The sequence below is a fragment of the Flavobacteriales bacterium genome, assembly GCA_020435415.1.
Lineage (GTDB): Bacteria > Bacteroidota > Bacteroidia > JACJYZ01 > JACJYZ01 > JACJYZ01.
The window spans coordinates 64,629-81,008 of record JAGQZQ010000001.1; the positions used below are offsets into that span (position 1 = coordinate 64,629).

Below are 16,380 nucleotides of genomic sequence, written 5' to 3' on the forward strand. Positions count from 1 at the left end.
ACCTATAAAGGCATGGCTATTATTGGAAGTATTAGAAAAAAAATGGGCTGGGTACTTCTGTTCTTCGTCGGAGGTGCGCTCCTGGCCTTCATACTGGGAGATTTTTTGAACTCAGGATCCTCCATGTTTACAGGAGATCGCACCACAGTGGCGGAAGTTGGTGGCACCAAAATCTCAGCAAACGTTTATGAACGTAACGTGGAAGAACGCCTTGCATCTTTTCAGATGAACAGCAACGGCGAGAACATACCCAGCGAGACTCAGGACATGCTGAGGGATGAAGCATGGGAACAAATGATCCGTGACCTGATCATGGAACAACAATATAATGAGACCGGCATCGCCGTGGGTGGAGAAGAACTGAAAGACATGGTCTCCGGACAGAATATTCATCCTGAGGTTGCCAGGGCATTCACCAATCCGCAGACCGGTGAATTTGATCCATCCAGCATCCTTAGCTCCATCAAGAGACTACGGGAAACCGAAGATGGAAACAACCGGTGGGCCATGTTTGAAGATAAGATTGTGAAGGAAAGGACCTTTGAGAAGTATGCCATGCTTATTCAGAAAGGCCTTTATGTCACTACAGCAGAAGCTGAAAGGGATATACAATCCGGCAGTGCAAAGGCCAATATCTCATACGTGTACAAGTCATTCAGCAGTGTGTCTGATAGCTCAATTACGGTGACAGATCAGGAGATCAGAGAATACTATGAAGCCCACAAACACCTTTACAAACAAAAGGAAGAGGAAAGAAGCCTTGAATATGTGATCTTTAATGTGGATCCCTCAGCAGAAGACACACTTGAAGCACGCAACTGGATCAGTGAGATCAAAGAAAAACTCGTTGAATCCACGACTGACAGTCTGTTTGTTAACCGCCATGCAGACACGCCTTTCGATGACCGTTTTTATGGCAAGGGATCTATTGCCGCCAACCTGGATTCCATCTTTTTTGCAGCGGATTCAACAGGCCTGGTCGTAGGTCCTTATTTTGAAAATGGCGCCTATAAACTGGCCAAGCTATCTGAAAAACGTATGCACTCCGACAGTGTCAAAGTACGTCAGTTTGTCCTCCTGGCAAAGGAAGGCGATACCCTCGCTACCTATGCCCGTGCCGACAGCCTGATGAAACTGATCCAGAACGGAACACCATTCGGTGATGTGGCCTTTAACAACAACGATGATCCCTCTACCCAGGCAGACAGCGGGAACATCGGTTGGGTAACCGAATACGACCAACGCATGACATATTATGGTCCTCGTTTCACAGATACCTGCTTTGCCAATACCAGTAAAGGGCTGATCCTGCTGAAAACACCATATGGCGCTCATGTCATTGATGTTCAGGAAAGGACGAAGCTGGTACCCCAGGTTCGCATTGCCTTTGTAGATCGTTACCTGAAGCCAAGTCAGGAGACTTACAACAATGTTTATCAGCAAGCCAATGAGTTCGCCGGAAAAAGCCGTACCGAGGAAACCTTTAGTCAAAACTCGACCAAGCTGAATAAACGTGTGGCGGAGGGTTTGCGCACAGGTGACAGAAATATTCCTGGACTGGAGTCCGCCAGACCAATGGTACGTTGGGCATACAACAGTGAAGTCGGTGATGTATCCGATGTCATGGCTTTTGGAGACAAATTCGCTGTGGCCTTACTGACAGAGGTGCTTGAAGAAGGCTACATCCCCATCGATAAGAGAAAACCGGAACTGGAAATAGCAGCAAAGAAGGAAAAGAAAGTCAAACAATTCCAGGAAGAGTTCAAATCTAAGATGGCGGGTATCAATGACATTAATGCATTGGCCAGTGCCATGGGATCGGAAGCACAAAAGGTAGAAGGCATTACCTTCTCCGCCAGCTTCGTTGCAGGACTAGGCATGGAGCCTGCCGTGATCGGTCATGCTTTCGGTGAGAAACAAGGTCAGCTTTCTCAACCGATCAAAGGAAATACAGGCGTTTTTGTGATCGTGGTAGAATCCGTGACTCCCGCCCCCGAGGGCCAGGATATTGCTACAAAAAAGAAATCCATGAGGGCAACCGCACAATCCAGGGCTGCTACGGATGTGGTTAATGCGCTCCTGGAAAAGGCAGATGTGCAGGATTACCGCGCCAAGTTCTATTAATAAATTGCTAAGATTTTGTTTCAGAAGACCCCGCAGATAGCGGGGTTTTTTGTTATCCCAGGATCTCCATCCGCACCGAGTCCAGCTTGATGAAGATGAAAAGGAGGATCGTAAAACCCCATAGCGAAGATCCACCATAGCTAAAGAAGGGCATGGGTATTCCAATGACCGGCGCCAAACCAATGGTCATCCCTATGTTGATGGCAAAGTGAAAAAAAAGAATGGATGCCACCCCATATCCGTATATCCTGCTGAAATGGGAACGCTGTCGTTCTGCCGCATAGAGTATTCGCAGCATAAGAAACAGAAAAAGGGAGATCACAACGAAACTACCCAGGAAGCCCCACTCTTCTCCCACCGTGCAAAAAATGAAGTCTGTGCTTTGCTCGGGTACAAAATCATACTTGGTTTGGGTTCCTTTCAGAAAACCTTTCCCGGTTACCCCTCCTGAACCAATTGCGATCTTTGACTGATTTACGTTATAACCCGCTGCATGAATGTCGGCCTCTTTACCAATCAATACATTGATGCGTTTGCGATGGTGATCGGCCAGAACATTGTCAAAAACATAATCGACACTGTACACCAGGCCTGCACAAAGCACAAAGCCTCCGATCACCGCGATGATGTCTGACTTTGACTTTCTGACAAGGTAAACCAGCAACATTGCCACGCCGGCAAAACAGGCAATAAGGACAAGCTTATCAACCAACAAGGCCAGTATGAACACCAGTGCAAGGCCTGCCCCGATGATCAGGACGTTTCCGGATAGCCCTTCCCGAAACAACACGAGAACAAATGCGGAATAAACCAAAGACGAACCTGCGTCTCCCTGAAGAACGATAAGGGCCGCCGGAGCCAGGAGAAGGGCAAAGGACCACATTTTTATTTTCAGGTCCTGAAACTTTATTTCATGAAGCCCGAGGTATCTTGCCAGGGCAAGAGCGGTTGCAAATTTGGCGAACTCCGCCGGCTGCAGCCGGAATGCACCGATTTCAAACCAGGAACGGGAACCCGCCACCTCTCTTCCGAAAAACAACACGGCCAGCAGCATCGCCAGCGTAATGCCATACAGGATCATCGAAAAGGACTCCCAGAATTTACTTTCTATCAACAGCAAGGTTAATCCGATCACAAATGCTGTAGCAATCCAGATCATTTGCTTGCCATAGTTCCTGGATACGTCCAGGATACTCGCATGACTCTCATCATACACCGCCGCATAAATATTCACCCATCCCATGATCACCAGTAACAAGTAGGTTATCACCAACCACCAGTCGATCCCTTGCATTATGTTCTTTCTCGTGCGCATCGATGCTAAAGCTATGGATGGGTTTCTATCATTCTTTTCTCAAGGTCTTTTCGTGAGACTTCACCCTTGAGGTATTTTTCAATCATCAGTGTGGCAATGGGTGCCGCCCAGCTCGAACCGAAACCAGCATTCTCAACATATACCACAATCGCGATCCTGGGTTCATCCTTCGGTGCAAAGGCCATGAATATGGAATGGTCTTCCCCATGCGGATTTTGTGCCGTCCCCGTCTTACCGCATATGGCAATGCCTTCTACTTTTGCCCGGCTTGCTGTTCCGGCCTGAACCACCTTTTCCATTCCCTCAATCACCCACTTGAAGTGCGATGAGTCGATGGTGGTGTGGATCGGTTTCATGTATTTCTCATCAATACTTTCCCGGCCTTCAACAGACTTAACAATGTGCGGAATGTAGTAATACCCCCGATTGGCAATGGTGGCTCCCAGATTCGCCATCTGCAAAGGGGTTACCCCAAGTTCGCCCTGACCTATCGCCAATGAAATAACGGAGAGCGACTTCCAACGGCCTTTGCCATGATAACGGTCATAGTATTCAGCCTTGGGAACAAGTCCCTTGAGATCCTGATCCATATCGGTTCCCAGGGAGGCCCCAAGGCCGAAACTGGTCACATGGTCACGCCAGGCATTGTAACCCTTCTCGGTTGTAGGATAGGGATCAATAATCGATTTGAATACCCGGCAATAGTATGCGTTACAGGAATGCTGGATGGATTGTACAAGGTTAAGCGGACTGGTATGGGCGTGACATCCTACCGTAAGTCCTCCAAAATGAAAACCGCGCTGACACCCATAACTTGTGGATGGAACCACCACCCCTTCCTGAAGACCTACCAGGGCATTCACCAGTTTGAAGGTGGATCCGGGTGGGTAGTTCGCCATTGTAGCCCTGTTGTACAAAGGTTTCAGACTATCCATCACCAGTTTGTTATAGTTGGTTGTTCGTTCCCGTCCCACCAGCAGGTTGGGGTTGTATACCGGCGCGGTGACCAATGCCAGGATTTCTCCTGTCGAAGGTTCTATGGCCACGATGCTGCCCATTTTATTGGCCATGAGATGCTCTCCGTAAGCCTGTAATGTGGCATCAAGGGTGGTGTGTATGTTCTTTCCCGGTACGGATAGGGTATCATATGCTCCGTTCTCAAAGCTTCCCACAACACGGTTATGTACATCAACCATTCTCACCTTTAACCCGCGCTGCCCCCTCAATACCGTTTCATAATAATGCTCTATCCCGCTGACACCGATATAGTCACCAGCTTTGTAGTAAGAATCGCGTGCCAATATCTTATCATCCACTTCTCCCACATATCCGAGCACATGGCCCGCCAGGCTATCCGGATATTTTCTTAATGTCCTTGGCTGAAGGAAGAATCCCGGAAACTTGAACAGCTTTTCCCGGATGATCGCACTGGGATTTGAAAGAATATTCTTTTCAATTACCGAGGCCTTGTAAGGAGAATAAGACCTGGCATCTTTCAATCGCTTTACAAAAACAACAGGTTTCAAACCGATGAGCTCACAAAATGCCGTGGTATCCAGATCCTTTACCTGGCGCGGAATCACCATCAGGTCATATGCCGGTTCATTGTACGCCAGCAGTTTTCCCTGGCGATCGAATAATAATCCCCGGGCAGGATATTCGGTCACATAACGCAGGACGTTATCATTGGCGTACAGCTTGTACTGATCATCCACCACCTGGATATAGAACAAACGCAAAAGAAGTATCAGTCCCGTGCCGATAAAGATCATGGCCACCACCAGCATCTTCGACGAGATCACCCTGCTCATCGACTCACGGGATTTGTGAAGATCAGTTTAACAACGATGATCAGAAATGAGGTGATCAGGGTGTTGATAATGGTGCGGAACAGGACGGACCAAAAATAGTCCAGTGAGAAGGCTTCCAGGTAAAACAGAACAAGGTGGTGAAGAAAGACCATGATCACCGTGTAGAAGACCATTCCCCGCAAACCCTGCGCACCTGCCTTGGTTTGTTTGTAGTCGTATGTATCCCGTTCAGAAAGAGACCGGGTAATCAATGGTTGACAAAATACCATGAAGACACAAGCGGCTGCATGCATACCAGCTGTATTGGAGAACATGTCTATGATGATGCCGGTCACGAAAGCGATAGGAAGAAGCAACACTTTTCTTTCATTCACAGGAAGCGCCAGCAGAATACTCAGGTACAGGAATGGGGTGAACCTTCCCAGGAAACTGATGTTGTTCAGGATCAGGACCTGGATCAGGATGAAGATTATAAAACGGATCGTATGTTTAAGCACTTCATTCATTCATCGGCTCTTCATTCATTTTCTGAAGTTCTTGCTGTTCGTCTTTTCGGATGTTTTGAATGGCATATACAAATGACAGGTTGCCAAAGTCCGCAGCGGTCCTGACCTTCACAGAATAGAAATTATCCCCGGGAAGCACTTCGTAATCAACCACGGTGCCAATCATCAGACCCGCCGGGAAAACGGCAGATGCACCGCTCGTTACCACGGTATCTCCTTCCAGGATATCAGCAGGCAAAGGCACATCACCCATGGTCAACAGACTCGGATCATTGCCGTCCCATTGGATCACGCCGGTGTACTTATTGCGTGAGAATCGCGCGCCAACGGTAAACTCTTTGTGAAGCAGGGACCTTGCGACCGCATAGTGTTTGGATACATTGGTGATCATGCCAACGATCCCTTTACCGGAAATAAGCCCCATGTACTCTTCCAATCCGTCTTCACTTCCTGAGGAGAGCGTGATATAATTGCTGCGCTGGTTCAGAGAATTGGCGATCACTTCTGCGGGATAAAAAAAGTATTGCATCCCATTCAGGCTATCCATGGTACGCTGGTATTCCGATGTTGATGACGACGCCATCAACAAACTTCTTAACCTTGCATTCTCATCCGCCAATAAACGGTTCTTCTCCCTGAGGGAGAAATAAGAAGTTACGTTATCCCATGCACCGAATACACCTCCGGCAACGCGGCTTGACGAATTAATAAATCCTGCCCGTTGGTAGGTATTGTTTCTCACCACCAGGGAAAAACACAGAATTTCAAAGGCAACGAATACGAAAAAGTAATGGTTTCTCCAGATGAAGCTGAACAGTGCGCGCATGAAGCCGTACTCCTTTACATTCCTTGAACTACCTGATCAGGAACGGGAACTTATGTACGTTTTTGAGTGCTATGCCGGTCCCCCTGGCTACTGCCCTTAGCGGGTCTTCGGCAATGTGCACAGGCAATTTCGTTTTTAGTGCAATCCGTTTATCCAGGCCACGAAGCAATGCACCACCACCGGCAAGATAAATTCCGGTCCTGTAAATATCGGCGGATAGCTCGGGAGGTGTCATCTCCAGTGCGTTCAGGATGGCCTCTTCAATTTTGGAAATGGATTTGTCCAGCGCATGGGCGATCTCCACATAAGACACTGAGATCTCTTTCGGAATCCCCGTCATAAGGTCACGACCATGTACGGCGAAGTCTGGTGGTGGATTGTCTATTTCCGTAAGTGCGGCACCCACCTCAATCTTGATGCGCTCTGCAGAACGCTCACCGATCAGGATGTTGTGCTGACGACGCATGTAGTCTTCAATGTCACTGGTGAAGTCATCACCGGCTACACGGATGGACTTATCACAAACGATCCCACCCAAAGCTATCACAGCGATTTCACTGGTACCTCCACCGATGTCGATCACCATGTTGCCGTTGGGTTCCTCCACATCAATCCCCATACCGATGGCAGCGGCCATAGGCTCATGGATAAGGTAAACTTCCTTGGCACCGGCATGCTCTGCGGAGTCACGTACAGCCCGTTTTTCCACCTCCGTGATACCGGAAGGAATGCATATCACCATGCGCAATGCAGGCTGGATCAGTCTTCCCTTGCGGTTGATCATCTTGATCATTCCGCGGATCATGTGTTCCGCAGCGTGGAAATCTGCGATCACACCATCCTTGAGCGGACGTATGGTTTTGATATTTTCATGGGTCTTTCCATGCATCTGCATGGCCTGCTTGCCTACAGCGATCACCCGCCCCGACAAGCGGTCTGTTGCCACGATGGACGGTTCATCCACCACCACCTTATCGTCAGATAGTATCAGCGTGTTTGCTGTTCCCAGATCAATGGCAATTTCCTGCGTTAAGAAGTCGAATAATCCCATAAGCTAACCCCCGGACGAAAAGTGTGAACTTTGTTTAATCACTAAAAATAATGTTTTAAAATGGACTGATGGGGTCAGCGGGATAAGTTTTTTAAACAATTGAATGCTAAAAACTATGGTGATGGTGGTTCGGGGAGTCTACAATGGTCATTCAAATGCAACTCCATCGGATCATGGGAAGCAAACTCAACTTCATCTTACTTCCTGATCACGGTATTAAATTTCCCATGCTCAAAACGAATGGTATCCACCGCATTGGGATAGTGTTTGGGATCATCTGGATCTATCACCATGATTAACTGAAACTCTCCCCTGACCTCACCGGTAATCTCATCATAATGAGTCACCTTGATGAAATTGTCAAAGCCAATCATAGGAATAACGTGATACACATTATCAATCACATCTCCATCCTCTTGCAAGGTGGCATAAAATGCGCCGGTGATCACCGAATCTGTGTGGGCATCTATTGTGTCAATCATATTCCACTGATTCTTGTACGGGATACGGAAAATATATAGCGACTCCCTTAGAAATTGATATTCATTGTATACATCAATGTTAAGGTCAAAACCGTAACCAAACGGTTTACTTGGAATGCCTTCGATCAAGGCACGCCAGGGCTGGCCATTTTTCACCGCCGTGGCCTCGCCTTCATAACCCTTAAGGAGGATGGGGTCCGGCTTGCAGCCTTGCAGCATGGGCAGGATTATAAGAAGAGTGACCAGGTACCGCATTAGTTCTTTAATACCATTAGTTTCCTTGTCTCAACAAATTCGTTTGTTTTCAGCTGGACAAAAATACTTCCACAGGAACCTATAAGCGAATATCTACTTCCTGATCACCGTAGTGAATTTCCCATGTTCAAACCGAATGGTATCCACCGCATTGGGGTAGTGTTGAGGGCGACTCAAATCAATGATCGTAGTCAATTGAAACTCTCCGCTGACTTCACCGGTATGTTCGTTGTAATGGGTTACGGTTATATAATTATCAAAATCAACGGCATTGAAAACATGATATATATTATCAATCACATCTCCATCCTCCTGCACGGTGGCATAAAATGCGCCGGTGATCACCGAATCTGTATGGGCATCTATTGTGTCAATGATATTCCACTGATTCTTATATGGGATACGGAAAATAAATAACGATTCCCTTAGAAATTGGTATTCATTGTATACATCCACATTAATATCAAACCCGTAACCATAAGGTTCACTTGGAACGGCCCTGATCAATGCACGCCAGGGTCGGCCATTTTTCACCGCCGTGACCTCCCCTTTATAGCCCTGAAGCAGGATGGGGTCCGGCTTGCAGCCTTGAAGCAGGGGAAGGATCAATAGTAGAGTGACCAGGTACCGCATTAGTTCTTTAATACCATTAGTTTCCTTGTCTCAACAAATTCGTTTGTTTTCAGCCGGATAAAATACTTCCACAGGAATCTATAAGCGAATACCTACTTCCTGATCACCGTAGTAAATTTCCCATGTTCAAACCGAATGGTATCCACCGCATTGGGGTATTGCTTAGGATCATCCGGATCAATGACCACCATCAATTGAAACACCCCGCTAACTTCACCGGTATGCTTGTTGTAATGGGTTACGGTTAGATAATTGTCAAAATGAACGTCATTAAAAACATAGTATGCATTGTCCATCACATCTCCATCCTCCGCCAGGGTAGCATAAAATGCACCAGTAATCAACGAGTCGGTATGCCAACCTATCGTGTCGATCAGGTTCATCTGATTTTGATAGGGAATCCTGAAAATAAACAAAGACTCCCTTTGAAACTGGTATTCATTATAGACCTCCATGAGAATATCAAACCCATAGCCAAGTGGTTTGTTTGGAACAGCCCGGATCAAGGCACGCCAGGGCTGGCCATTTTTCACCGCCGTAGCCTCGCCTTCATAACCCTGAAGCAGGATAGGGTCCGGCTTGCAGCCTTGAAGCAGGGGCAGGATCAAAAGTAGAGTGACCAGGTACCGCATTAGTTCCTTAATACCATTAGTTTCCTTGTCTCAACAAATTCGTTTGTTCTCAGCCGGACAAAATATTGTCCAGGCGTTAACCCCGAAATATCCAACTTAAAGGTATGAAGTCCTGAAGGAAAACCGCCATTGTCTTTGGCAAGGATTAATTTTCAGCATGATTTCAGGTGTTTGGTTTGAAGCAAAGCTATCCCAAACGGAACCGTTAGTAAAGGGACAAGTCAATGACGTTTGATAGTTAGGATGATCTGGTCCGGGGTTATTTTGTCAACAACAAAAACCTCGTCAGATACAGATTACGGAGCTTGTAATCGCATCAAAAGAATATTCAGCGGTACCCATTGTGGAATGGAATCCTTACTGCACAAAACGTGCAAAGGTCATCAAAATAGAAACTTCAGGATAAAGGGGACAAATCCTCGTCTAATGTTTAAAATGCCGCTTACCGGTCACGACCATGGCCATGTTCTGTGAATTGCAGTAGTCTACAGAATCCTGATCCTTTACGGAGCCACCCGGTTGTACCACAGCTGTGATGCCCGCCTTGTGCGCGATCTCCACGCAATCCGGGAAGGGGAAAAAGGCATCCGAAGCCATGACGGCACCCTGCAGGTCAAAGCCGAAGTGCCTGGCTTTGGCAATGGCTTGCTCCAGGGCATCCACGCGCGAGGTTTGTCCCACGCCACTTGCCAGAAGCTGCCCGTCTTTGGCCAATACAATGGCGTTGGACTTCGTATGCTTCACCAGCTTCACCGCAAAGATCATGTCCGCGATTTCGCTCTGCGCCGGTTTCCTTTCGGTAGCGGTTGTAAAATCAGCGGCGGTTTCTGTGAAAACATCCCTGTCCTGCTCCAGCACACCATTCAGAATTGTGCGGAATTGTTTGGTGGAACGTTTGATCTCCTTTCTCTTCAGGATGATCCTGTTCTTCTTTGACTGTAGCAGAGTCAATGCCTCCGGTGCGAAGTCGGGTGCGATGAGTACTTCAAAAAACAACTTGTTCATCTCCTCTGCTGTGGCCAGATCAATGGGGCGGTTGCTCACCAGTATCCCACCGAATGCACTCACCGGATCCCCAGCCAGGGCATCTTTCCACGCATCAATAAGGTGCTCCCTGCTTGCCAGTCCACAGGCATTGTTGTGCTTCAGCACGGCCACGGTGGTTTCTTCAAAATCATCTATCAGCGCCACGGCGGCATCTATGTCGAGCAGGTTGTTGTAAGATATTTCCTTGCCGTTCAATTTGTCAAATGCCTGATCGAGGTCGCCGTAGAAAACGCCCTGCTGATGGGGATTCTCACCGTATCTCAACACATGGGCCGGAGCCGCATCTGCTTTAAATACCATTGGCTGATCTCCCTGAAAGAAGCTGAATATGGCGCTGTCATAGTGCGATGAAACATCAAATGCACGGCATGCCAGGGCCTGACGTTGGGCCAGGGTGGTAACGCCGTCGTTCTCATCCAGGAAACCTTCAAGTACGGCATACTCTTTTAAGGAAGGCACGATCACCACATCGCTGTAGTTCTTTGCTGCCGCACGAATAAGGGAAATGCCACCGATATCTATCTTTTCTATGATCTCCTGGTGGGATGCTCCGGATGCAACCGTATCTTCAAAAGGATAGAGGTCTACGACCACGAGGTCAATCTCCGGGATCTCATATGTAGCCAGTTGCTCCACATCGCCTGCTTCTGACCTGCGACTCAGGATACCTCCGAATACTTTTGGGTGCAGGGTCTTTACCCGCCCCCCAAGAATGGACGGATAGCTGGTCAGTGATTCGACCGGGGTTACCGGAACCCCCAATCCTTCAATGAATGTTTGGGTTCCTCCGGTGGAAAACAGCTGGACGCCTTTTTCATGAAGTTTCCTCACAGGGCCTTCCAGACCATCTTTGCTAAATACAGAAATCAGTGCCGACTTTATTTTTTTCTTTCCTTCCATGGTGTTTTTGTATGGTTCCGTTCACAACCGTGACGAGCGAGGGCGCAAGTTACGATGACCTGCCGGGGCAAGCAAAGACCGCCACGCTTACTTTTTAACATAGAATTCACAACACACCCCTGCTGTCTCATTCTTAATTCTTAATTTTCCTCTTCATTCTTAACTCTACATTCTTAATCCCCTTATGATTTTTCTCCGGCTGGTACGTGAAAGTGTGATGTTTGCCCTGCATGCCTTGTGGGTGAACAAGCTACGCACCATCCTCTCGCTTTTGGGGATTACCATCGGCATCTTTGCAATCATCGCGGTTTTCACGGGCATCGATTCGCTGGAGATCAACATGCGTAAGAGTTTTGATAAGCTGGGCACCAATGTTGTTTATGTTCAGAAATGGCCATGGACCTTCGGCCCCAACTATGCCTGGTGGAAATACTGGCAGCGTCCGCTCACCACCGTTGAAGAGGCGGAACTGGTTGCGGAACGGTGTCATGCCGCCAGTGAGGTGGCATTCCAGGCGAGCGATAACGGAACGGTCAAATACCGCAACAACAGTGCCGACAGGGTTACCATCCTGGCGGTTTCCCAAACGATGGATCGCATCCAGAATTACGAGTTCAGTGAAGGGCGGTTTTTCAGTGAGATCGAGTCTGCCGGAGGACGTAACCTGGCTATATTGGGTGCGAATATAGCTTCCAGTCTTTTCCCGCTTGGCAATGCCCTCGGTAAGAATATCAAGGTCATGGGACGCAGTGTTCGTGTAGTGGGTGTTCTCAAGAAGGAAGGGGAAAGTATGTTTGATACCGGTGGAGACAATACGGTGATCATCCCACTGAAATTCGCCGGAAACATCATGTACATCAAAGGTCCGGCGGCCAACCCCATGATCATGGTGCAGGCCAGACCGGGCATACCCAACTCCGAACTCATCAGTGAACTGGAGGGTGTGATGCGCTCCATCCGTAAGATCCGTCCGGGCGAAGAATCCAACTTTGCGTTAAATGAATCAAAGCTGCTCACCAATAACTTCAGCGGGATTTTTACTGTGCTCAGTCTGGTTGGACTGATCATTGGTGGGTTCTCCATTCTGGTAGGTGGGATCGGCATCGCCAACATCATGTTCGTGTCTGTAAAGGAACGTACCAATCTGATCGGTATTCAGAAAGCCATCGGAGCGAAGAGCCACTTTATCCTGATCCAGTTCCTTTCCGAATCCATCACGTTGTGTCTGATCGGCGGCTTTTTCGGACTGATGATCGTTTGGTTTGGTACTATTGTAGCCAGCTCCCTTCTGGACATGGAGTTCTCGCTTACCTTCGGAAATGTGATGATCGGGGTGCTGGCATCCGGACTGATCGGGGTGATCTTCGGCTTTATTCCGGCATGGATGGCATCCAGGATGGACCCGGTTGAAGCGATCCGTTCTTAAGTCTGTTGCACCTTCTCCGGTTTTCCAACGATTTCCCCCAGCAAGTTCAGTGCCTGCTCCACCGAATGAATCCCCCTTACGATCAACCGCAGGGTTTCCCCACTTTCTTTCATGGCCGTATCCGCACCCCTGCGTTGCACAAAGGCAAGGATGGCGGAAAATACGGGTGACTGGTAATAGGCCTCCAGATCCTGTGGCGGAAAATGACCGATCAGGCGATCGTTCTTGAGAAATAATTTTTCGAAGCCGAGTGAAGCACCCAGCCATTTCAGCCGCATCGTGTCCAGCAGGTCCTGCACCTGTTGCGGCAGTGGTCCGAAACGATCACGCAGCTGTTCCACGAAAACCGTCAGGCCATCTTCATCTTCTACCTTGTTCAAGGACCTGTATAAAGAAAGTCGCTCGCTGATCTTGTTCACATACGTATCCGGTATCAACACTTCCAGGTCTGTCTCTATCTGACATTCATGTACAAACACACTTTCTGCTTCTTCATCTTTGAACAGCTCCCCGAATTCTTCATGCTTTAGCTCACGAATGGCCTCATCCAGAATTTTATGATATGCCTCAAATCCCATCTCTGAAATGAAGCCGCTTTGCTCTCCACCCAACAGGTTTCCAGCTCCCCGGATATCCATGTCGCGCAGGGCGATGTTAAAGCCGCTGGAGAGATCCGAGAATTCTTCGATGGCCCTCAGGCGTCTCCTGGCGTCATTGGAAAGGGTGGCCAGAGGTGGTGCCAGCAAGTAGCAAAAGGCTTTTTTGTTGGAACGTCCCACACGCCCCCGCATCTGGTGAAGGTCACTTAAGCCATACATGTGTGCCTGATTGATGATGATGGTGTTGGCATTGGGAATATCCAATCCGGATTCGATGATGGTGGTGGCCACAAGAACATCATATTTCCCTTCAATGAAATCCACCATGATCTTCTCCAGGTGCTTTCCATCCATCTGCCCGTGAGCCACAGCAACCCTGGCGCCCGGCGCTGCGCGTTCCACCATATGTGCCACCTCATGGATGTTCTTCACGCGGTTGTGTACGAAAAATACCTGTCCACCTCTCGACAATTCATAATCCACAGCCTCTGCCACTATGGCTTCATTAAAGGGTTGGAGCTGGGTCTGGATCGGGTAGCGGTTCGGCGGTGGGGTATTGATCACCGAAAGGTCCCTCGCACCCATGAGCGAAAAGTGCAAGGTTCTCGGGATGGGTGTGGCGGTGAGGGTAAGGGTGTCCACATTCACCCGCATGGCTTTCAGTTTTTCCTTGGCGGTCACCCCGAACTTCTGCTCTTCGTCCACAATGAGGAGTCCGAGATCTTTGAACTTGACATCCTTGCTGAGCAGCCGGTGGGTGCCGATGATGATGTCGATTTTTCCCTCAGCCAGTTTCTTCAACGTTTCCTTTTGCTGGGCGGATGTCTTGAAGCGATTCAGGTAATCTACATTGCACGGAAAATCTTTCAGTCGTTCAGCGAAGGTTTTGGAATGCTGAAGCGTAAGAATGGTGGTAGGTGCGAGAATGGCCACCTGTTTGCTGTCGGCCACGGCTTTGAACGCAGCGCGTATGGCAATCTCTGTTTTTCCGAAGCCCACATCTCCGCATATGAGGCGGTCCATCGGATGGGGTTGCTCCATGTCCTTTTTCACATCGGCGGTGGCCGTCACCTGATCGGGTGTATCTTCATACAGGAAGGAGGCTTCCAGTTCATGCTGGAGATAGGTATCGGGTGAAAATGCCAGACCGTCCTGCATCTTGCGCTTGGCGTAGAGCGCAATCAGGTCCTTGGCGATGTCCTTGACCTTCTTTTTGGTTTTGGACTTGAGATTGGACCAGGCCTTGGACCCAAGCTTGTTGATCTTGGGCACGTGGCCTTCCTTGCCCGAAAAGCGCATGATGCGATGAAGCGAATGAATGCTTACGTAGAGGATATCGCTGTCCTGGTAGGTTAACCGCACGGCTTCCTGTTTCCTGCCGTTGACATCAATTGTTTCCAGTCCATCAAACCGGCCCACACCATGGTCGATGTGCGTGACAAAATCGCCCGGTTTCAGGTCATAGAGTTCCTTAAGCGTAAGCGCCTGGCTGCCGGTAAAACCGGTCTTCAGTCGGTACTTATGATACCTGTTGAATATCTGGTGATCCGTATAGCAGGCATATTTCAGTCCTTCATCAATGAACCCTTCATGAAGTGATTTCGCATAGGGCTGAAAGTGGCGGTCTTCCTTTCCTTCAGGCGCAATGTCATCCAGAATGGCATAAATGCGCTCTATCTGTTTGGCATGATCCGCGAAGATGATGTTACGGTAACCTTTCTTATTACAGGAAGCGATGTCATCGGCAAGCAGCTCAAAATTTTTGTTGAATGATGGCTGGGGGTGCAGGTCAAAATTAATGGTATCATCCACCTGACCGTTGTATCGCCCGAAGATCACCTGCCGCCACGGCTTCCATACTGCATCAATTTCTTCATAGGTAGCCAGCACCTGCGTCGGTTGCGGTTGCTCTTCCCTTTTCTCTAATCCATCGTACGCCTTCACACATTGCGTCATTTCCTGCTCCAGGCGATCTCTGACCAATTCCGGATGACGTATCCACAGGGTGGCGTTCTCCATCAACAACGGAAAGGGTGCCTTTTGATCCAAAACCTTTTCTTCATGGAAATCCGGCACGATAGACAGGCGGTCAAGCATGGAAACAGAAAGCTGCGTGTCCGGTTCGAATGTTCTGAGTGATGAGATATGATCATCGATCCATTCTATGCGGTAAGGAAATTCATGGTGAAACGTATAGACGTCAACGATGCCTCCGCGGATAGAAAACTGTCCGGGTTCATAAACAAAATCCACCGCCTCAAAACCGAAAGAGAACAGCTTCTCACGCATTTCCTCGATGTCTCCTTCCTGGTCCAACTGGAGGTCAATGCGCTTGTCGCGGTATCGCCTGCCCGGCCATATTTTCTCTGCCAGGGCTTCAGGGAAGGTGACGATGGCCAGTCCTCTTTTATTGGGCTTACCTGCCCGTTCCATCACCTCATTCCGTGTGATCACGTTGCTGTTGATGCGTGGGCCGTAATACTGCCGGTACGACTCCGGAAAGAACATGGCTTGTCCGGGTGCAAGCACCGTTTGAAGATCATTGTAAAAATATGCTGCTTCCTCTTTATCGTCGAGTACGAAGAGGTGTATGCCACCTGATTGTGATAGCACCTGTGAGAAATACACCGGAAGAGCACTTCCGATGAGGCCGGTCAGATGAAGGTGTTGCGGTTGCTCGTTCTGAAGGCCATTCAGAATCCGGTGAACCTGATCGGTTTCTTTAAATGATTGAAGAAAGGTATCAAATGCAAACGTTTCGCCGGAATTCACA

General features: G+C 48.6%; 13 protein-coding genes. 2 read left to right on the plus strand and 11 right to left on the minus strand.

Translation table 11 applies throughout. The features are described from left to right. The first annotated feature begins 42 nt into the window (after positions 1–42). Entirely contained in the window at positions 43–2,124 is a 2,082-nt protein-coding gene (locus tag KDD36_00280; protein ID MCB0395054.1) for a SurA N-terminal domain-containing protein, read from the plus strand. Positions 2,125–2,176: 52 nt separating this feature from the next. Here KDD36_00280 and rodA read toward each other — a convergent pair whose 3' ends face one another. The 10 genes from rodA to purH all read right to left on the minus strand — a co-directional run bounded on the left by rodA (position 2,177) and on the right by purH (position 11,582). After that, positions 2,177–3,439 carry a rod shape-determining protein RodA gene (rodA, locus tag KDD36_00285; GenBank protein MCB0395055.1) on the minus strand — a complete coding sequence of 421 codons (1,263 nt, stop codon included), beginning with the start codon at positions 3,437–3,439 and terminating at the stop codon, positions 2,177–2,179. Positions 3,440–3,450: 11 nt separating this feature from the next. Further along, positions 3,451–5,250 (minus strand): penicillin-binding protein 2, encoded by a 1,800-nt coding sequence (gene mrdA / locus KDD36_00290; protein MCB0395056.1) that lies wholly within the window; start codon positions 5,248–5,250, stop codon positions 3,451–3,453. After that, a complete protein-coding gene (gene mreD, locus KDD36_00295; GenBank protein MCB0395057.1) occupies positions 5,247–5,756 on the minus strand; it encodes a rod shape-determining protein MreD in 510 nt (169 codons plus the stop codon). The genes mrdA and mreD overlap by 4 nt, the downstream gene beginning before the upstream one ends. Beyond that, positions 5,749–6,582, minus strand: coding sequence for a rod shape-determining protein MreC (gene mreC / locus KDD36_00300; GenBank protein ID MCB0395058.1), 834 nt, complete (start codon positions 6,580–6,582; stop codon positions 5,749–5,751). The genes mreD and mreC overlap by 8 nt, the downstream gene beginning before the upstream one ends. Positions 6,583–6,610: 28 nt before the next feature. Continuing rightward, positions 6,611–7,633, minus strand: coding sequence for a rod shape-determining protein (locus tag KDD36_00305; GenBank protein MCB0395059.1), 1,023 nt, complete (start codon positions 7,631–7,633; stop codon positions 6,611–6,613). 197 nt (positions 7,634–7,830) lie between these two features. Then, positions 7,831–8,334, minus strand: a complete 504-nt coding sequence (locus KDD36_00310; protein ID MCB0395060.1) for a hypothetical protein — start codon at positions 8,332–8,334, stop codon at positions 7,831–7,833. A 129-nt stretch (positions 8,335–8,463) separates the two neighbouring features. Further along, positions 8,464–9,003 carry a hypothetical protein gene (locus tag KDD36_00315; GenBank protein ID MCB0395061.1) on the minus strand — a complete coding sequence of 180 codons (540 nt, stop codon included), beginning with the start codon at positions 9,001–9,003 and terminating at the stop codon, positions 8,464–8,466. 92 nt (positions 9,004–9,095) lie between these two features. Further along, entirely contained in the window at positions 9,096–9,635 is a 540-nt protein-coding gene (locus tag KDD36_00320) for a hypothetical protein (protein MCB0395062.1), read from the minus strand. Next, entirely contained in the window at positions 9,635–9,730 is a 96-nt protein-coding gene (locus KDD36_00325) for a T9SS type A sorting domain-containing protein (GenBank protein ID MCB0395063.1), read from the minus strand. The genes KDD36_00320 and KDD36_00325 overlap by 1 nt, the downstream gene beginning before the upstream one ends. A gap of 328 nt (positions 9,731–10,058) precedes the next feature. Next, positions 10,059–11,582, minus strand: coding sequence for a bifunctional phosphoribosylaminoimidazolecarboxamide formyltransferase/IMP cyclohydrolase (gene purH, locus KDD36_00330; GenBank protein ID MCB0395064.1), 1,524 nt, complete (start codon positions 11,580–11,582; stop codon positions 10,059–10,061). Between the two features lie 184 nt (positions 11,583–11,766). On the opposite strand from purH, the gene KDD36_00335 reads away from it, so the two are divergent. Further along, complete coding sequence (locus KDD36_00335) at positions 11,767–13,008, plus strand: ABC transporter permease (GenBank protein ID MCB0395065.1); 1,242 nt, start codon at positions 11,767–11,769, stop codon at positions 13,006–13,008. On the opposite strand, the gene mfd is transcribed toward KDD36_00335, so the two are convergent. After that, the gene (gene mfd, locus KDD36_00340; GenBank protein ID MCB0395066.1) at positions 13,005–16,379 is read right to left on the minus strand and encodes a transcription-repair coupling factor; all 3,375 of its coding nucleotides are present in this window, start codon (positions 16,377–16,379) and stop codon (positions 13,005–13,007) included. The two genes, KDD36_00335 and mfd, sit on opposite strands and share 4 nt — an antisense overlap. Position 16,380: the final 1 nt, after the last annotated feature.